At 60.5% G+C, this 18,713-nt stretch carries 17 protein-coding genes; 2 read left to right on the plus strand and 15 right to left on the minus strand.

The features are described from left to right. Positions 1–175 precede the first annotated feature (175 nt). From J4E63_RS15635 to puuE, 6 genes are all read right to left on the minus strand, one after another. Positions 176–961 (minus strand): outer membrane protein OmpK, encoded by a 786-nt coding sequence (locus J4E63_RS15635; RefSeq protein WP_192261592.1) that lies wholly within the window; start codon positions 959–961, stop codon positions 176–178. Between the two features lie 501 nt (positions 962–1,462). Then, positions 1,463–2,764: a urate hydroxylase PuuD gene (locus J4E63_RS15640; protein WP_060741119.1), complete on the minus strand. Its 1,302-nt coding sequence runs from the start codon at positions 2,762–2,764 to the stop codon at positions 1,463–1,465. Between the two features lie 51 nt (positions 2,765–2,815). Beyond that, positions 2,816–3,319 (minus strand): ureidoglycolate lyase, encoded by a 504-nt coding sequence (locus J4E63_RS15645; RefSeq protein WP_123415858.1) that lies wholly within the window; start codon positions 3,317–3,319, stop codon positions 2,816–2,818. Between the two features lie 120 nt (positions 3,320–3,439). Continuing rightward, a complete protein-coding gene (gene alc / locus J4E63_RS15650) occupies positions 3,440–4,435 on the minus strand; it encodes an allantoicase (protein WP_003204527.1) in 996 nt (331 codons plus the stop codon). A gap of 55 nt (positions 4,436–4,490) precedes the next feature. After that, positions 4,491–5,006, minus strand: a complete 516-nt coding sequence (gene uraD, locus J4E63_RS15655) for a 2-oxo-4-hydroxy-4-carboxy-5-ureidoimidazoline decarboxylase (RefSeq protein WP_207282607.1) — start codon at positions 5,004–5,006, stop codon at positions 4,491–4,493. Then, entirely contained in the window at positions 5,003–5,944 is a 942-nt protein-coding gene (puuE, locus tag J4E63_RS15660) for an allantoinase PuuE (RefSeq protein ID WP_060741122.1), read from the minus strand. The genes uraD and puuE overlap by 4 nt, the downstream gene beginning before the upstream one ends. A 413-nt stretch (positions 5,945–6,357) precedes the next feature. Here puuE and uraH point away from each other — a divergent pair, with 413 nt between their 5' ends. Next, positions 6,358–6,711: a hydroxyisourate hydrolase gene (uraH, locus tag J4E63_RS15665; RefSeq protein WP_060741123.1), complete on the plus strand. Its 354-nt coding sequence runs from the start codon at positions 6,358–6,360 to the stop codon at positions 6,709–6,711. Positions 6,712–6,804: 93 nt separating this feature from the next. Here uraH and J4E63_RS15670 read toward each other — a convergent pair whose 3' ends face one another. From J4E63_RS15670 to J4E63_RS15690, 5 genes are all read right to left on the minus strand, one after another. Continuing rightward, positions 6,805–8,379: a hypothetical protein gene (locus J4E63_RS15670; protein ID WP_207282608.1), complete on the minus strand. Its 1,575-nt coding sequence runs from the start codon at positions 8,377–8,379 to the stop codon at positions 6,805–6,807. 165 nt (positions 8,380–8,544) lie between these two features. Further along, the gene (locus tag J4E63_RS15675; protein WP_207282609.1) at positions 8,545–12,270 is read right to left on the minus strand and encodes a calcium-binding protein; all 3,726 of its coding nucleotides are present in this window, start codon (positions 12,268–12,270) and stop codon (positions 8,545–8,547) included. Positions 12,271–12,401: 131 nt separating this feature from the next. Beyond that, positions 12,402–13,031, minus strand: a complete 630-nt coding sequence (locus tag J4E63_RS15680) for a LysE family translocator (protein WP_060741126.1) — start codon at positions 13,029–13,031, stop codon at positions 12,402–12,404. A gap of 63 nt (positions 13,032–13,094) precedes the next feature. Then, the gene (locus J4E63_RS15685; RefSeq protein ID WP_092171002.1) at positions 13,095–14,444 is read right to left on the minus strand and encodes an NCS2 family permease; all 1,350 of its coding nucleotides are present in this window, start codon (positions 14,442–14,444) and stop codon (positions 13,095–13,097) included. A gap of 332 nt (positions 14,445–14,776) precedes the next feature. Next, positions 14,777–15,214 (minus strand): MarR family winged helix-turn-helix transcriptional regulator, encoded by a 438-nt coding sequence (locus J4E63_RS15690; protein WP_060741128.1) that lies wholly within the window; start codon positions 15,212–15,214, stop codon positions 14,777–14,779. Between the two features lie 82 nt (positions 15,215–15,296). On the opposite strand from J4E63_RS15690, the gene J4E63_RS15695 reads away from it, so the two are divergent. Next, a complete protein-coding gene (locus J4E63_RS15695; protein ID WP_207282610.1) occupies positions 15,297–16,463 on the plus strand; it encodes a PLP-dependent aminotransferase family protein in 1,167 nt (388 codons plus the stop codon). A gap of 155 nt (positions 16,464–16,618) precedes the next feature. Here the strand turns inward: J4E63_RS15695 and J4E63_RS15700 are convergent, their stop codons facing one another. From J4E63_RS15700 to J4E63_RS15715, 4 genes are all read right to left on the minus strand, one after another. After that, entirely contained in the window at positions 16,619–16,990 is a 372-nt protein-coding gene (locus J4E63_RS15700) for a glutathione S-transferase N-terminal domain-containing protein (RefSeq protein WP_207283219.1), read from the minus strand. A gap of 104 nt (positions 16,991–17,094) precedes the next feature. Continuing rightward, the gene (gene folE / locus J4E63_RS15705) at positions 17,095–17,640 is read right to left on the minus strand and encodes a GTP cyclohydrolase I FolE (protein ID WP_003204506.1); all 546 of its coding nucleotides are present in this window, start codon (positions 17,638–17,640) and stop codon (positions 17,095–17,097) included. A gap of 77 nt (positions 17,641–17,717) precedes the next feature. Continuing rightward, the gene (locus tag J4E63_RS15710) at positions 17,718–18,275 is read right to left on the minus strand and encodes a Smr/MutS family protein (RefSeq protein ID WP_053146321.1); all 558 of its coding nucleotides are present in this window, start codon (positions 18,273–18,275) and stop codon (positions 17,718–17,720) included. 73 nt (positions 18,276–18,348) lie between these two features. Beyond that, the gene (locus J4E63_RS15715; RefSeq protein WP_060741130.1) at positions 18,349–18,669 is read right to left on the minus strand and encodes a hypothetical protein; all 321 of its coding nucleotides are present in this window, start codon (positions 18,667–18,669) and stop codon (positions 18,349–18,351) included. Between the last annotated feature and the right edge of the window lie 44 nt (positions 18,670–18,713).

Consider the following 18,713-nt stretch of genomic DNA (forward strand, 5'->3'; position numbering starts at 1 on the left):
CCGCTATCGCGAGCAAGCTCGCTCCCACAAGGGATTTGCGGTGGGCGCTGAATCCTGGCTTTCACGAAACCAATGTGGGAGCGAGCTTGCTCGCGATGACGGCGGCACATCCAACACCTGTTCTGCCTGACCCACCGCCATCGCGAGCAAGCTCGCTCCCACAAGGGTGACGCGATTAGAAGTGATACTTGAGCAAAAAGCTGGTGTTGCTCTGGTTGGTCTTGAACCCTTCGCTGTCTTCGATCCCGTATTTGTTCTTCCAGTAGTCATACTCCACGCCCACATACAGCTGCTTGGCGCCAAGCTTCAAGGCCTTGCCCAGGTCATATTTGATCTGCGGGTTGATGTGCAGGTTGGCGTGGTAGGTGCCCTTCGAGTTGCTGTCGTTGTCCACCACCCAGTCGATGAAACCGTCGATCAGGATGTCGGAAGAACCCACCGGTACGGTGTAGGCCCAGGCCGGGGTGATCTGCCAGACGTTGTCGCCGGCGCGCGGGCCTTCGGTCTGGCGGTTGTAGAAGTTCAGCTGGAAGTAGTCGAAGCCGGGAATCGCCAGGTCGAAGCCCGGGCCGATCAGGTAGGACTCGTTGTCGCCTTCACCGAATTCATAGGTCATGGCCAGCAGCACATCCTTGATCGGCCCCAGTTCCAGCTTCTGGTCGAAGATCTTGCCGAACGACAGGCGCGGGCTGAACTCGCCGTAGTAGGTGTTCGGGCCGGACTGGCTGTCGTCCTGGCCGTTGTAGAAGATCCGGTCGAGGAAGAAGAAGTTGTCCCCGTACTTCCAGGCATCGGCGTGTTCGAAGGTCACGGTCTGCTGGATACGCGGGTTGACCTGGAAATCCTTGCCATACAGGTAGGTCAGGCTGTTGTTCTGCCATTGCAACAGGTCGTCGGCCATCGCTTGGCCTGCGACCAGCAAGGATCCTGCGAGTATCAGGCTGGTGCACGTACGTTTCATTCGGTTTGCTCCCAAAGGTTAGTGGTACCGCAATTTTTTAAGGTCAGCGCTCTGGTGTGGCGCCTTTTTCCATGGATTAAAAAACATCCGTTCGGTCAGCTTTTTGAGCGTGGCGAATGCTGATAGCAAGCGCTGAGCCAAGTCCGGAAAAAACCGGAAATGGCGTGGCCTGCGGTTTTTTGATCAGTCGGAAAAGCTGTTTTCAGGGGCGCGTCATGTCCGCCAACGCCGCAACAAGTTGGCGGTCCGGTCAGGATCGGAAGGGATTTTGTTGTAGGCCTGCTTCAAACGGCCGCGCAGGATACGGGCTTGCCTTGAAGGGCTCAAGTGCCCTGCAACAGCGCATGGGCGGCGAATTTGGGGCGTGATGGCGGGGTTTGGTCATCGGGTGCTTTCCTCTTGTTTTTATTGTTGAGGCGCAGGCAGTCGCTGACGGGGGACCGGTGGTGTGCCGGTCGACCTGTCAGCGGTATGACGATTAACGGTGTTGGAGCGCGTGGCTCAGTTGGTGCGCGCGCCCTGGTTGATCCACGCGCCGATCAGGTCGCGTTCCTGCTGGGTCATCTGCGTGATGTTGCCCAATGGCATGATCTGGCTGGTCACGGCTTGGGCCTGGATGCGCGCGGCCTGTTGCTGGATCTGCTGCGGCGTGTCGAACATCACCCCGCCCGGCGCGGCGCTGAACAACGGGCTGGTGGGCTTGGCCGAGTGGCAGACCGAGCAGCGTTCCTGGATCACGCTGTGGACCTTCTCGAACGAGGGGCCCTGGGCGTTGGCGGCCTGGGTGGGTGCCGAGGCCGGTGCGGCGGGGGCGGTCGCCGGTTTCGCGCCGCCGCCCACTGCCGTTTCCGGCAACGGTTGGTACTCGATCACGCCAGGTGCCTTGGCCACGTCCGGTGCGCTGGGCATGGGTTTGGGACCGGTGACATAAGCCAGGCAGATCATCGCCAGGGCGCCGACCGGCAGCGTCCAGGCAAACCGGTTGCTGTCATGGCGCGTGTTGAAGTAATGCCGCACCAACACCGCCGCCACGGCGATACCGGCCAGGATCAACCAGTTGTACTGGCTGCCGTAGGTGCTCGGGAAATGGTTGCTGATCATGATGAACAGCACCGGCAGGGTGAAGTAGTTGTTGTGGCGCGAACGCAACAAACCCTTGGCCGGCAATGCCGGGTCGGGGGTGCGGTTCTCGGCGATGGCCGCGACCAGGGCACGTTGTGCCGGCATGATGATGCGGAACACGTTGCCCACCATGATCGTGCCGATGACCGCCCCGACATGCAGGTAGGCACCGCGACCGCTGAACACCTTGCTGAACCCGTAGGCCGCGGCGATCAACAGCACGAACAGGATCAGGCCGAGCAAGGCAGGGCGCTTGCCCAGCGCCGAGTCGCAGAGAAAGGAATAGACGAACCAGCCGACGAACAACGAGCCGATGCCCAAGGCGACGCCTTCGGGGCCGCTCAGGCCGCTGCCGGGGGCCAGCAGGTAGACGGTCGGGTTCCAATAGAACACCACGCACAGCAGGGCGATACCCGACATCCAGGTGAAGTAGGCTTCCCATTTGAACCAGTGCAGGTTGTCCGGCATGGACGGTGGCGCGAGTTTGTATTTTTCCAGGTGGTAGATGCCGCCACCGTGGATGGCCCACAGGTCACCGGCCAGGCCGCTCCTGGGGTTGACGCGGTTGAGGTTGTTTTCCAGCCAGACGAAGTAGAACGACGCGCCGATCCAGGCCACGCCAGTGATCATGTGAACCCAGCGTACGCTCAGGTTCAGCCATTCCAGCATATGTGCTTCCACAGTCTTTACCTCTCGCCCGTCACGCTTGTCTGCGCGTGATCGGACCTTCTCTTATTGGTGGGGGGCGAGGATTAGAAATTCATCCTCTTGGAAAAAATGCTCATCGCAGTTGTTGCCTGTGCCACTGCGATCAACCACCAGGAAGTCATCCCGCTTTTCGATCGTCAGCACCGGGTGGTGCCAGACGCCGCGATGGTAATTAATGCCCTGCCTGCCGTTGGTGACGAAGGCGCGGACCAAGCCTGATACAGGTGCATCGCCAAGTGGCGCGACCACGATCAGAAAGGGGTTGCCGAGCAGCGGAATGAAGGCCTGGCTGCCCAGCGGATGGCGCTCCAGCATGCGTACGGTCAGCGGCATGTCCAGCGCGTCGGCGCGGAAGATGCTGATGATCGCCTGATCGTCCGGCGTAGCGGTTTGCACCGTCGCCAGGCGATGGAAGCGCATGGTCGAACCGTTGTTGATCATGAAGTGATCGCTGCCGTCGGTTTCGATCACGTCACCGAACGGGGCGAAGGCTTCTTTGGTCAACGGTTCGATCTTGAGTGTGCGCATGCTGGTCTTTTACCTTGAATTCTGTGTTGTTTGTCGTGCCGCCATCGCGAGCAAGCTCGCTCCCACAGGGGAATGCATTTCAAATGTGGGAGCGAGCTTGCTCGCGATTTGGGTTCACCCTTATTTCGATACCTTGCCCAGCACCCGCAGGCGACTCACGCCACCATCCGGGAACACATTGAGGCGGATGTGGGTGATCGGCCCCAGGGCCTTGATCTGCTCGGCGAAGGTGTGCTCGGCGTGCATCTCCAGCTTCTGGCTCGGCAGCAGTTCGCGCCAGAACAGCGACTGGGTTTCGATCTGGCTGTCGGTGCCGCCCTTGACGAACGCGCCCTGGATCGAGCAGCTGTCGGGGTAGTTGCCCTTGAAGTGCAGGGTGTCGACGATGACTTTCTCGACCTCGCCGGCATGGCCCAGGGCGACGATCACCCAGTCATTGCCCGGGGTGCGACGACGGGCGGTTTCCCAGCCATCGCCCATGTTCACGCCACGACCCGGGTTGAGGATATTGCTCATGCGACCGAAGTGCTCGTCGGAGCAGGCCAGGGCGCGGCCACCATTGAGGGCGGCGGCCAGGTCGATCTGTTCGTTGTCGCCCACGGCCGACCAGTCGCGGTACGGAATGCCGTAGACCCGCAAGCGGGCCACGCCGCCATCAGGGTAGATGTTGAAACGCAGGTGGCTGAAGGCCTGGTCGTTGCTGATTTCGTGGTAGTGGTGGCTGTTGCCTTGCAGCTCCACGGCCGACAGCACTTCAGTCCACTGGGTGTTTTCGTCCGGCTCGCCTTCGGTCAGGAAGCAGGCTTCGAGAGAGGCTGATGGTGGGTAGTTGCCGGTGAAGAATGAGGTGTCGATGTCCACGCCCTTGATCGACCCCGCCACACCCAGGCGGATCACCGCACTGTCGTAACCTTCGAAGCGCTTGCGCCGCGATTCCCAGCCATCCATCCACTTGCCGTTATCATCGAACACGCCCTCCTTCCACACGGCCGGGGTCGGCTGGAACAGGCGGTTGGCGTCGGCGAACCAGTCGTCGGTGACCGAGATGATCTTGGTGCCCAGGCGGGCGTCGGCCAGGTTGACGAACTTCTCGAAAGGTACGGCGTAAGCTTTCATTCTTCTTGTCTGCCTTTAAATAAGTTGGCTGGGGATGCTTGCAGGAGGCTGCTCGCTAAAGGGTCAGTAATCGGAACAACGCGATCTTGTTGATCTCTGCCAGCGCGCATTTGAATTCGGCGTCTGCCGAATGATGGATGCGCGTTTCGAACGCCGCGAGGATCTGGTGCCGGTTGCTGCCTTTTACCGCCATGATGAAGGGAAACTTGAACTTGGCCTTGTAGGCGTCGTTCAGCTCGGTGAAGCGTTGAAACTCTTCTGCCGTGCATTGGTGAATACCGGCGCCGGCCTGTTCGTTCGTGCTGGCTTCGGTCAGTTGGCCCTGGACGGCGGCTTTGCCGGCCAGGTCCGGGTGGGCGTTGATCAGCGCCAGTTGGCTGGCGTGATCGGCGCTCAACAGGATGTCGCTCATGCGCTGGTGCAGGGTCTCGATCTCGTCGATCGAGGGATCCTGGCCCAGGTCAAACGCCTTTTCGGCGACCCATGGCGAATGTTCGTAGATATCGGCGAAAGCCCGGACGAAGGTGTCACGGCTCAAGTTGGAAGGCTTGAGGGTCTGGAAGGCGGTCATTTCGAGGCTCCTGGATTCGAAGCCCCTTGGTACGGGTGGGCCTGCTGCCAGTGGCGGGCGATGTCGACACGACGGCTGAACCAGACGTGTTCATGGCCTTTGACGTATTCGAGGAAGCGCTTGAGGGATGCCAGGCGCGCAGGGCGTCCGATCAGCCGGCAATGCAGCCCGATGGAGAGCATCTTCGGCGCCTCGGCACCTTCGGCATACAGCACGTCGAAAGCGTCCTTCAGGTATTGGAAGAAATCGTCACCCTTGTTGAAACCCTGCACCTGGGTGAAACGCATGTCGTTGGTGTCGAGGGTGTAGGGGATCACCAGGTGCGGCTTGCCGTTCGGGGTATTGGGTTCCCAGTAGGGCAGGTCGTCGTCGTAGGTGTCGCTGTCATAGAGGAAACCGCCTTCCTCCATCACCAGCCGGCGGGTGTTCGGGCCGGTGCGGCCGGTGTACCAGCCTAGCGGGCGCTCGCCAGTGATTTCGGTGAGGATGCGGATCGCTTCGAGCATGTGCTCGCGCTCCTGGGCCTCATCCATGTATTGGTAGTCGATCCAGCGATAGCCGTGGCTGCAGATTTCGTGACCGGCGGCGACCATGGCGCGAATCACGTCCGGATGGCGCTGGGCGGCCATGGCCACGGCGAAGATGGTCAGCGGGATGTCGAATGCCTTGAACAGCTTGAGGACCCGCCAGACACCGGCACGGCTGCCATACTCGTACAGCGATTCCATGCTCATGTTGCGCTCGCCCTGCAGCGGTTGCGCGGCGACCATCTCCGAAAGGAACGCTTCGGATTCCTTGTCGCCATGCAGGACGTTACGCTCGCCACCTTCTTCGTAGTTGAGCACGAAGGACAAAGCGATGCGGGCGTTGCCCGGCCACTGGGGATGGGGAGGGTTATTGCCGTAACCGATCAGGTCGCGTGGGTAGTCAGCGCTCACTGCAGTTTTCCTTCTTGTTCGAACCATGTGGGTGGCGCCCTGATGATGAAATATAGGCTGGCGTCACGACGATGGAGTGATTGTATACAACTTTATGCGCGATTTGTAAGCCTGATTTTCTGCATTTTTCACCGCTGCCCCTGGCGTGTCTACACTGCAAGAAACCTGCCCACTTGGTCAATGAATCGTCAGGAGGATCTTGTATTCATTTGGTTTGCTTGAGGCCGGGGCCGGCGTGCCGTTGCGCAGTCCATGGGCTGAATGTTTGTTTTTTATTGTGTACAATTTTCTTTTAAAGTGTCTTAATTCGTTCATCGCCGTAGCGTTTCGTGCTCCGAAACGGTGCGGCCTGTCTTTCAACTGATTCAGGAGGCGTCGTGCCGGGCTGCCCCGCAGCGAGGCGCGCAGAAGCAATGGGACGTTTGACTACTCACGTTTTGGATGCTGCACATGGCTGCCCGGGCAGCGCGATCAAGGTCGAGTTGTATCGGGTGGAGGGCTCGCAATTGCAGCTGGTCGCCAGCGCGCAGACCAACAGCGATGGTCGCTGCGATGCACCATTGCTGCAAGGGGAGGACTACCGCTCGGGCGTCTATCAATTGCAATTTCACGCTGGCGATTACTACCGCGCCCGTGGCGTGCAACTGCCCGAGCCGGCGTTCCTGGATGTGGTGGTGCTGCGCTTCGGTATTTCGGCCGAGCAGGAGCATTATCACGTGCCCCTGCTGATTTCGCCCTACGCCTATTCCACCTATCGAGGCAGCTGATCCCCCAAGCAGCTGCCTCTCCTGGAAGCGACTGCGCATGGCGCTTCTTTGGTTTTCGCCCGCTCACACTGCGGGCTTTTTTTTGCCGCCGGCCTACAGCCTGGCGTTGTCATCCCGAATGATAAAGACAGTGTCCGCGTAGCCAGGCCGGATCTGTGAACCGCCCTTTAGCCAGATGATTTTGCCGGCCTGATGGGCGTCCTTGACCGCTTGTGCGGCAGCGTCGCCGACCTGGGTCTCCAGGTTGATGCCGGTGGTGTTGGGATTCATGTGGGTGGGCAGGGAGAGTTTCGGCATGCGAGTGCGATGCAGGCTCATGAAAAATACATAGTCATGCCCGGTGCGCCGAAACACCAGTGCCGGAAAGCTGTTGAAACTGTTGGGCTCCATGACCGTGTAGCCATTGCGCGTCAGGATGCCGGCCATGAAGCGCTTGAGGTCCATCGGTGAGTAGGTCGACATGAAGAAATTCCACTCTCGCGGGAACCGTAGGGGGTCGAAATCCAGCCGATCCAGTCTCCCCGTCGAGGTGGAAATGGGCAGGTCTATCGAACGCGAAGCGCTCGTGATCCCTGAAGAGGTCGGGAGCACGGGCAGCATCAGCAAGGGGTCGGTCCATTGCGGATGGGGCGAGGGAACGGCGTTTTTCCAGCTATGGAAAATCTGCCTCAGTGCGGTCAGGCCCGCAGCATCGGCGATCGAGGAGCTGTTGGCGAGTTCGAACTGCCTTCTGGCGATATTTTCCAGGGTGACTGTAGTGACCTCGGGAAACACTTCCCTGACATAGGCCGTCAGCGGTTTCTCGAAGGGAAGCCTGGCATCGATCTTCCAATGGTTGTCCGGCGGCACGCGGATTACGCTTCGGGGCTGCTCGTCCGGGGTATGCCTGAGGATGGCTTCCAGCAGGTCAAAATCATAGGCGGGATGGCCAGGTTGCTGGATGTAGGCAATGGGGTAGTCCCGTGCGTCGACACGTGTCACCCGCTTATAGTGAACGTCGCCGATGGTGATGAAGGCCGGCAGGGTGAGCTTTGGCTCGACCCCCCATTCCTTGCGAAAAACCGGGGTGGTTTCCACTGCGACTTCGCTGGAGGGTGGCGCCGTGCGCTGGCGCTTGGGCGCGGGCCCTTCCAGAGGATCATCGTCCGGCACGTTGTAGCGGGTAATGGTGAGCGTGGAGTCGCTGCCGTGGGAAACCTGCCGCCACAGCAGGCTGCCTTCGACTTGTTCCAGGCGGGGGCCGGACGCAACGAGCTCAGCGCTTGAGCGCGCCCGGTAGTTTTGGTCGGCATCGCGCCCCAATAGCACCGTCCCACCTTCGGCAAGTTTGACGTAAGTCCGGGTCCTGAATGTCTGGATCCCGGAGGTCGGGTCCGGGTCCGACAGCATGGGGATCAGCTCGGGGGAAAGGTAATAATTGTCCAGCGATAGCGAGGCGGGTACATGGGAGATGGCGGCCTGGGAGGTGAGTTCCGCTACCTGGACCACCGTGGGCTGGGCGTCAGCGGCTTCGGTTTGTCGCCCAGGCGACGAGCCGGGCGACGAATCGCTGCCATCGACCCTGATAGGGCTCCTGGGCAGGCTTTCGGGTGTGGTATCGCGATTGCCGTGGGGCGTATCGGGAGGTGAAGTTGGAACGTTGGGGCGGGTGTTTTTTCTGGGGCTCATTGACGTTTGCGCTCTTGAATTTGAAAAGTATGAACAATGAATACGTCGCCGCCCGTCGTGTGGATTGACGGGCAACGCGCTGGAAGATGTTCTTGGAAAATCAACGGGCGGGTGCAGTACATATGTATTGCATCGGCAAAAGACGTTCGCAGTCACTCCTCAGGACTAGGTCTGTCTGGAGACGATCTCGCCTGGGGAGAGCAGCCAATGCCAATGAGGAAGTTCCAGGCCAAAAGTCGGGCTCAGCGCGATGGCCTGCGCAAGCATCAGTGACTTGTTCAACGTCGTGCCTTCGGCCCATTTCACGCATTGTTCGCGCAACAAGCGCAGCGCCTCGTCGTCCAGGGGTGGGTTCTGGCTGAGCCCTTCGCGAGCCAGGTCCTGATAAAGGCTGAGATGGTGATCGCACAAATTGGTTTTTCTTAGGCTCGTTGCGACGATGACCCGGGATTCATCGGTATCGAGGGTCCACCGGCGCGCCTTGAGGTGATAACTCAGTGAGCCGGGCGAGCCATCTTTGAGCGCCATGTTGGACACCCTCAGTTGTGCCGATGCTAACCGTGACAATTCGGGGGGCAGGGCGGCTTCGGGATCGACCGGGGGCGAAAAATACCGGCCGTCCAGTGCCGTTACATAGACGCGCTCGAACAGGCTGTCGACTGCATGGACGACACCCTGGGCCGTGATGACGCGTATCTGGTCGACGAGGTCGTCCTCTGCGTAGGCGGGTAGATGAAGGATCGTCGTGCCTACCTGCAGCAGGTTATTGGCCAGTTTGATCTCGACCTCTCCGAGGCGGGTGGCGTCGAGTTCCCAAGTGGATGCCTGGGGCAGTCGGGGATTGGCGCCGGCCAGTGCGCCTGGCGTGGTCAGCCGTAGTGTCATGCCCGGGCTCAGGTGGACAAGGTACGTGGAGCCTTGGCCTGTCAGCACTTCGAGACCGGTCTGCTCAACGGCTGGCGTAAGCATCGCGCAGGTGGCCTGGTTGCCCATGGGATGGGGCTTCTTATCCAGGGGCTGGAGAAACGCGTAGTGCTTTCTGGTCGGCGTGAGTGAAAGGGGGGCTTGTGTCTTCCATTGCACCGGATCCTTGTCGATGAATCCCTTATCCAGCAACCGCGCGGGGTCGGGGGTGGGGATGGCCAGGCGGTAGGAGGCGCCGTCGCGCATGATCAGGATAAACGTGTGCTGCGAATCCAATGCGGAAAACGCACGTCGCCCGCTGGTCTTTGTCCGCGCGCTGTAGCGCTCATCGGAACGGGCCAGGTTGTTCAGGACGACACGGCGACTGCCAAAATCCAGGGTGAGACCGCACTCACCATATTTCACCGTGTCCCCTCCGTCTTCCTGGATGACATAGGCGTTGTAGTGAGCTTCGACCCGGGTCAGTTCGCTATGGGCATAGTCCAGGTGAAGCGTGGTGCAATACTCACTTTTCTGTCTCACCTTGAGCGTGGTGAATTCAATCAACCGGGAAACGTAGTAGCTCGTGTCCTTATCGTGGGCCACCCAGCGCTCGCTTCGGTCATTGAGGATGGCCGGGTTCCGGGGGATGCCGTGTTGCACCATGACCGCTTCAATGACGAGGGGGCTGTCGTGCTCCAGCGTCTCCGGCAGGTCTGGCACCCAGTGGAAGCCGTCCTTTGTCGTGAAGGTCAGGCGGTTGTTCTGCAATGCTCTTGGATAGTCCGTATCGGCATAGACATTGTTGAGGGTGACTTTGCGTGACTCCCAGTCATTGCCATCGAAGCACGACGTGATCACCAGGTTGCCCTGCTCGATCACCCAGCTTTCAATCAGGTCGGCGCGCCAGTCCAGGGAAATGACGCTGCTGCCCATGCCGTCCTCGGTGATCGATACGTGGCCGGGTTTGTGGGCGATGACGTAGGCATCGTCCCCAGGCCCGCCGTCGGCGTTGCGGTTGTTGCCGCCGAGAATGAAGATCCGGTCGTCTCCCGCGCCGGCCTCGATGAGATCGTTGCCCCGGGACTTGATGATGTTCGCGCCGGCGCTGCCCTTGATGACATGGGTGCCGCCCTCAAGGATTTCCACATGTTCGATGCCTTCAAGAAGCGCGTGGCGATACTGTCCGCTTTCGCTCTTGGGACCTTCCTGAGTGATGATGGACGCCTGCCCCGCCTCCAGGTCGATGTGATAACCCAGTCGCGGCACCTGGCCATGGCCGGGATTGCCGGCCAGTATCAACGTGTCGTTACCCGAGCCACCTACCAGTCGGTTCGGCGCAGGTACTTCGTCTCCTGGGGCAATGGATGTCGAGCCTTCGAAAACGAATACATCGTCTTTCGCGCCGCCCCTCAGCCGCTTGACGCCTGACCCGTAGTGGAAAACGTTCGGCTTGTTTTCTACCCCGAAAACCGTGTCATTGCCGCCGCCGATATACCAACGGATGCCTTTGTGCTCCGCCGCCGCTTCGATGACTGCGCCAGGCGTTTCGAGCGTGACGCCTTGGCGGGCATCAATCCAGTCATCGCTGTCCTTGATTTTCGGGCGCGTGTTCGTTGCCTGATACTTTTCGCCGGTCCACCAGTTCCAGGTGTTGTAGGTCACTTGCTCGAGTTCCACGGTGAATCGACCGTTCACGATCGCCTCGGTGCTGTCTTTCAACGGGCCCTTGAGCAAGTTCAAGGCGTTGGCCCGCAGTTGCCTGGTGTGTTCGGCGGTCGCCTTGGCGAGGGTGTAGCGCTCCTGGATATCGTCGTCAGGGCTGATTGTCCAGAAGGCGAACCAACCCGTTCGCAGGCGCTCGTGGGCACTGAGGGTTATGTAGTCGTCGATCTCATCGACCTGGCGAATCGCCCCCCAGACCTGTGACCCGACCACCAGGATAAGCCCGGCGGCAAGGCCCACCGGACCGGCTGAACTGAAGCCCGCCAGCGCGGCTAAGCCGATGGTCAGGGTCATGGCGGCGCTGGTGACACTCAAGGCGGCGCTGACGTAATGATCGGTGGCCGCTTTGCCACTCGCGTTGGCGGCGGCCTTGAAAGCGTCAACTGCAGAGACGATATCGAAAGGCAGGGTCAACACGCTGGCAATCAGCCCGCTTCCCCGGGCCAGTCGAGTCGCGAAGGTGGTTTTCGCGAAATCCCCCAGGGAGCGCTGACCGGCCTGGATCATTTGCGTGGCTTGTCGGGTCACCAGCGCTTCGACGCCCAAGGAAGCCACTTCGGCGGCCACACTGGCGCCGTTGAACAGGGTCTGGTAATCGTCCTTGTTGCGGATGGCGTCTTGCAGGCCGCGCAGGCCGCTGTAGATTCCGAAGGCCTGGAGCCCCAGGCCGGTGGGGATGAGGATCTGGCTCTTGGTCTTGTTTACCCAGTTCAGTGAAGTCTGGGCAAACTGATGAGGGTCGAGGCCCTGTGCAGACTTCAGGAGTTTTTCCAGGATATTGTGATAACTGCCCGCTTCAGTCTGTACTGCAAGGTGTGCTCTTAATAATGGGCGCGCAGAGCGTGAGCGTTGGCTGGCTATTTCAAAAAGCAATGTCGGCAGGCGGTAGTCGTTTGCATCGGCGGTCAGTTTTATATGAGTTTCGACATCCGCTGCATTGAACTGCAGTGAGTCCAGGAAAAAACGACTGGCGATGCGAAAGAAACTGTTTTCACCGTTCAATACCTGACCGTCAGTGGTTGCACCCAGTGCATTCAGGGCGGAGCGGGTCACGGCTACGGAGCCGATCTGGAGCGGGCCGTAAAGTTTGTCGACGACTTCGAGTTGGGCTTGCCGGTGCTTGTGTTCCGGATTGAGTCGCGCTTGATCGGCGACTTTGAAGTCGAGCGTCTCGATCGTATGCTCATTGGCCTGAAAGACAATATCGCTAATGACGACACCCCGGTCGTCAGCAGCGCAAGAGGGCGTTATAAGTTGGGCCATTGTGAACTTCCTTGTTCAACGATGTTTGAATTGGCCCTCTATGTAAGGTGTTTTCCCGAGTGCTGTATATCGATGGGTTGTTGCGATGTTTTGCGAATGCCGCACACAAAGGCATTCGCAACGCCGAGGGCTCAGTGGGTGGACATTAAGGAGGCTGCACCCGCGCCGCCAAACAGGCCCGCGCTGATCCGGTTGAACCAGCTCTGGCCCTTGCCGGTGCGCAGATAGCGCGCTGCGCCGTGGGCGCCGAGGCCGTAGGCCAGCTTGCAGAGCAGGTCGAGTACGGTCCAGGTGGCGATCATGATCAGCAGTTGCGGCAGGAAGGGTTGTTCGGCGCTCAGGAACTGCGGCAGGAACGCGGCAAAGAACAGAATGTCTTTCGGATTGCTGGCACCCAGCACGAACGCCCGGCCGAACAACGCGCGGAAACGTGGCACCGCGGCGGCCTGGGGCACTTCGGCGCCTTGGGCAGGTTGCCGCGATTGCTGCCAGCTCTGCCAGGCCAGGTAGAACAGGTACAGGGCACCGACGATCTTCAGGGCACTGAACAATTGCTCCGACGCCAGCAACAACGCACCGAGCCCCAGTGCCGAGGCACTCAGCAGGCAGATCGACGCGATCACCCCACCGAGGAATGCCGGGTACGAGCGACGCAGGCCGTAGTTCAGGCTGTTGCCGATCATCAACAACGACAACGGGCCGGGGATGAGGATCACCACCAAGGCGGCGCCACTGAACAACAGCCAGGTTTCCAGATTCATTGCTTTGCTCCTGATGGACAAAAGCCTCACCCAAGGGGTGAGGCGGGGTGGATACGGTATCGCTTACAAGAAGATGAACTTGGCGATGAAGATCGCGCAGAGCACCCACAGGCTGACGGAAATTTCCTTGTGTTTACCGGTGCCGGCCTTGAGCACCACATAGGTGATGAACCCCAGGGCGATACCGTCGGCGACCGAGAACGTCAGGGGCATCATGATGGCCGTGACGATGGCCGGAATGCTGTCGGTCGGTTCGTCCCATTCGATATGGGCCATGCCGCCCATCATCAGCATGGCCACATAGATCAACGCGCCGGCGGTGGCATAGGCCGGGATCATCCCGGCCAGCGGTGCGAAGAACATGGCGGCAATAAATAGCACACCGACGGTCACGGCGGTAAGCCCCGTGCGGCCACCGGCGGCCACACCGGCGGCACTTTCCACGTAGCTGGTCACCGGCGGCACACCGACCATGGCGCCGAATACGCTGGAGGCGCTGTCGGCTTTCAAGGCGCGGGACAGGTTCTCGATCTTGCCATCGGCTTTCACCAGCCCGGCGCGCTGGGCAACGCCCATCAAGGTGCCAGCGGTGTCGAACATGTGCACGAACAGGAAGGCCAGCACCACGCTGATCATGCTGACGTTGAACACCCCGGCCACGTCCATCGCCATCCAGGTCGGAGCCAGGCTGGGTGGGGTCGACATGACGCCGTTGTACTGCACCAACCCCAGGCCCCAACCGGCCAGGGTCACGGCGATGATGCTGATCAGGATCGCCCCGAACACGCGGTGATAACTGAGCACGGCAATCATCAGGAAGCACACGGCAGCCAACAGCGGACCGGGCTCACGCAACGAACCGAGCTTGATCAGGGTCGCGGGGCTGTCGACGATGATCCCGGCGGTTTTCAGGCCGATCAGCCCGAGGAACAACCCGACCCCCGCGCCCATGGCGAACCGCAGGCTCACTGGAATGCTGTTGAGCAGCCACTCGCGCACCCGTGACAGGGTCAGGATCATGAACAGCACACCGGAAATGAACACTGCGCCCAACGCGGTTTCCCAGTTGTAGCCCATGGTCCCGACCACGGTGTAGGTGAAGAAGGCGTTCAGGCCCATGCCCGGTGCCAGGCCCACCGGCCAGTTGGCGTACAGGCCCATCAACAGGCAGCCCAGGGCGGCGGCGATGCAGGTGGCGACGAACGCGGCACCGTGATCGATGCCGGCGTCGGCCATGATGTTGGGGTTGACGAAGATGATGTAGGCCATGGTGATGAAGGTCGTCAGGCCGGCAATCAGCTCGGTCTTCACCGTGGTGCCATGCAAGCTGAGTTTGAAGATGCGTTCCAGCCAGCCACTGCGTAGTGGCGGCGAGAGGTCCAACGTCCGGGCTTCGGGTTTGCGGCTTTCCACAGCGAGTACTCCTCAAGAGTCTTATTGTTATTTCCAGCACCGCAAACGCCCTGGGGTGGTTGCGATGCGCTGAGGCAGGTAAGGCTGGCGAAGTATGTTGACCTGTTGGTCAGGAACTCGCACGAAGCGAATTATGCTTTTGTATACAAATAATGCAAATAATGTTTTCTGTGTTGTCGACGAAATGTCTGGCGATAGGGATATATCGCCCTTGCGGGCGCTATCGCGAGCGAGCTCGCTCCCACAATGGGCTGTGGTGAATGCAAGATTTGTGTCTGGCGACGCCCACTGTGGGAGCGAGCTTGCTCGCGATAGCGTCGGATCAGACGCCTTCAGTCGCCAGACTTGCCCAGTGCCAGGTTCACCGCCAACCATCCATTCACCGCCGCCTCCCCAGCCTCGGCAAACACCCGCTCCAGCAATTTCACCTGCTCACGCCGCAACGCCTGTTCGAACCGCTCGCCCTCGGCCGTCAGCTCCAACAGCCGCTTACGCTTGTCAGTCTCGGACGCGACGCTGTTCACCAGGTGCATTTCCATCAACTGCCGCAACGGCATGTTCAGCGCCTGCTTGCTCACCCCGAGCAGGGCCAGCAATTCCTTCACGCTCAAGGACGGGTAGCGGGCGATGAAAAAAACGATGCGCTGGTGGACCCGACTCAACCCGCGACGCTCGAGCATTTCATCGGCCTTGGCAGTGAACGCCTGGTAACCGAAGAAAAACGCTTCCATGGCCATTTGTTGGGAAGTCGGGTTTTTAAGGTCAATCATATTGACGTATCCAGAGAGGTCGGAGTAATTTCAGTCAACCAGTTTGACTCATTTTTCCAGCGACCCGCTACAGGTGACCCCCATGGCTTTTTCCGAACGTGTCTCGCGCCTCAAAAGTTCTCTGATTCGAGAAATCCTCGCGGCGGCGCAGCGCCCTGAAGTGATGTCGTTCGCTGGCGGCCTACCGGCCGAAGCCATGCTGCCGAAGGTGGAATGGACGGCCATGCCGTTGTCCATGGGCCAGTACGGCATGAGCGAAGGCGAACCGGCCCTGCGCGAAGCCCTGGCGGCCCAGGCGCGGGGGCTGGGTTTGGCCTGTGAGGCGAGTCAGGTGTTGGTGGTCAGCGGCTCCCAGCAAACCCTGGACCTGGCGGCCAAGCTGCACATCGACGTGGGCACTGAAGTGATGCTCGAAGCGCCGACCTACCTGGCGGCGTTGCAGATCTTCCAACTGTTCGGCGCCGAGTGCATCACCGTGCCCCTGGAGGCCGACGGCCCAGACCTGCACCAGTTGCGGGCCCGCCTGGAGCAGCATCGGCCAGCGTTCATCTACCTGATCCCGACGTTCCAGAACCCCTCGGCGGTGCGCTACAGCGAAGCCAAGCGCGATGCCGTGGCGGCGCTGCTGGATGAGTTTGGCGTCACCCTGATCGAGGACGAACCCTACCGCGAGCTGACGTTCGATGGCGGCAGTGCCACGCCAATCGTCAGTCGCTTGAAGAAGGCTAGCTGGATCTATACCGGTACCGTGTCGAAAACCCTGTTGCCGGGGCTACGGGTGGGCTACCTGATCGCCAGTCCGGATTTGTTCCCGCACCTGCTGCGGCTCAAGCAGTCGGCGGACCTGCACACCAACCGCATCGGTCAGTGGCAGGCGCTGCAATGGATCGGTACCGAACAGTACCGCAGCCATTTGAGTGAGCTGAGGGATTTCTACCGGGACCGTCGCGATCGGTTCCAGGTGGCGTTGCAAAAGCATTTCTCTGATATCGCGGACTGGAACGTGCCCCAGGGCGGGTTGTTTTTCTGGCTGACCCTCAGACAACCGCTGGACACCCGCACCTTGCTCGCCGCCGCGCTGGCGGTCGACGTTGCGTTCATGCCGGGGGAGCCGTTTTTCCCGGAGCCGGACCAGCATCCGGGGCACTTGCGCTTGAACTTCAGCCACATCGACCCGGCGCGGCTGGATGAAGGGCTCAAGCGGTTGGCGGGGGTGGTGCGGGAGGCGTTGGCTGCAAAAGCGGCTTGATATCAGGGGGCTTTGTGGTGGCTGTCCGGGCCTCATAGCGAGCAAGCTCCGCTCCCACAGGGGGCCGGTGTTGATTGAAAATCTGCAATCATCCACAAATCCCCTGTGGGAGCGAGCTTGCTCGCGATGGGGCCAGTAGTCACAGTAGAAAATGCTCAGGCTGCAGAGAACCGCTTATCCAGATACTCAATGATCACCTTGGAGTCATACATCCAGGTGCTCTCACCATTTTCTTCAATACGCAGGCACGGCACTTTGATCTTGCCGCCTTGTTCCAGCAGCGCCTGGCGATCCTGCGCGTTGTTTTTCGCATCGCGCAGGGCCACCGGCACATTGAGGCGGCGCAAGGTGCGGCGGGTCTTCACGCAGAACGGGCAGGCGTGGAATTGATACAACGTCAGGCTGCGGGCGGCCTGGTCGACCTGCGCCTGGGCTTCGGCCGGGCGTTGTTTCTTGCTTGGGCGAGTGATGAAGTCGATGAAGATGATGAGCTGGCCCAGGCCAACTCGAAGCGCTTTGACGATCACGGTATTCAGCCTCGCGGCGGGGAAGAAGAGGGCGCGCAGCTTACCTGATTTTTCACCGGCGAAAAAAAACCGGCGATCAATGCCGGTTTTCTTCTTGCGACGGGTTACTTGATGAGGCTGAGGAATTCGCTGCGAGTGGCGGCGTTTTCCCGGAACTCGCCGAGCATCACCGAAGTGATCATCGAAGAATTCTGCTTTTCCACACCGCGCATCATCATGCACATGTGCTTGGCCTCGATCACCACCGCCACACCCAGGGCGCCGGTCACTTGCTGGACCGCGTCGGCGATCTGGCGGCTGAGGTTTTCCTGGATCTGCAGGCGCCGCGCATACATGTCGACGATGCGCGCGACTTTCGACAACCCCAGCACCTTGCCGCTCGGGATGTAGGCCACGTGGGCCTTGCCGATGAAAGGCAGCAGGTGGTGTTCGCACAACGAGTACAACTCGATGTCCTTGACCAGCACCATCTCGCTGTTATCGGAGCTGAACAAGGCACCGTTGGTGACTTCTTCCAGCGTTTGTTCATAACCGCGGCAGAGGTACTGCATGGCCTTGGCAGCGCGCTTGGGCGTGTCGAGCAGGCCCTCGCGGGAAACGTCCTCGCCCAGTTGGCCGAGAATCGCGGTGTAATTCTGTTCCAGAGACATGAAGCTACCTGTGGGATTTTTCGCAAAGGGCAAGGGTACGGTGGCGGACACGGCGCTGCAAGCTCGGCAAGCGAAGGCTATTCGTCGCGACCTTCCATCATGGTGCGCTTGAGCATCACGTAGACCGCCCCGGCGCCACCGTGTTTCGCCTGGCAGGAGGTGAAGCCCAGCACTTGCGGGTGCTGGCGCAGCCAGGTGTTGACGTGGCTCTTGATCATCGGTCGCTTGCCGTCCAGGCGTACGGCTTTGCCATGGGTGACGCGCACGCAGCGGATTTCGAATCGGGTGGCTTCGGCCAGGAACGCCCAAAGGGTTTCCCGGGCTTTTTCGACGCTCATGCCGTGCAGGTCGAGGCTGCCTTCGAAGGGGATCTGGCCGACCTTCAGCTTGCGCATCTGGCTTTCCTGGACACCGTCGCGCGCCCACATCAACTCGTCTTCCGGCCCGACGTCGATCACGAACTGATCGGACAGTCCGTCCACGGTCGTGGCGTCGGTGCGCACGGTGGCGGCCTGGCGCAGCTTGGCGATTTGCGCGCGATCGGCCTTGGGCTTGCCGGTCTCGGCACGGTCGTGCTTGATCGGTTTTACGCCCTGGATCGCACTTTTGAACAGGGAAAAGTCGTCGTCTTGCATGTCAGCCTCCGCGAAGCCGACCAGTTTACCCAACTCTGGCGGGATCAGGCGCGACAAAACGTCGGGTGGCGGATCAGTCGTGCTTTTTCATCAGGTGTGGAGCCATGGCCAGCTCCAGGGATTGGCGGGCGCGACGGCGGCAGCGGCGCCAGAGCCAGACGCCCAACAGCAATACGACAAGACCGGCTGCCAGGATGATCGCCGAACCCAGCGGGGTGGCATTCAACTCGCCCAGTGCGGGTGGACGGCCCAGCAGGCTGGCCGCACCGGCCATGGCCAGCAGGACACCGAGTGTTGCCAGGAGCGCAGCGATCGCCGCGCCAAAACGAAAACGCCAGTTGCTCGGGCCCTTGGGCCGCAAGCGACGTGCGTCAAAACCATCGGATAACTTCATTCCGACCTTCCTCAATGGGTATCGGCCCTTCGACCGGAAGATAT

Source organism: Pseudomonas sp. FW300-N2F2 (assembly GCF_017351655.1).
Taxonomy (GTDB): Bacteria; Pseudomonadota; Gammaproteobacteria; order Pseudomonadales; family Pseudomonadaceae; genus Aquipseudomonas; species Aquipseudomonas fluorescens_AA.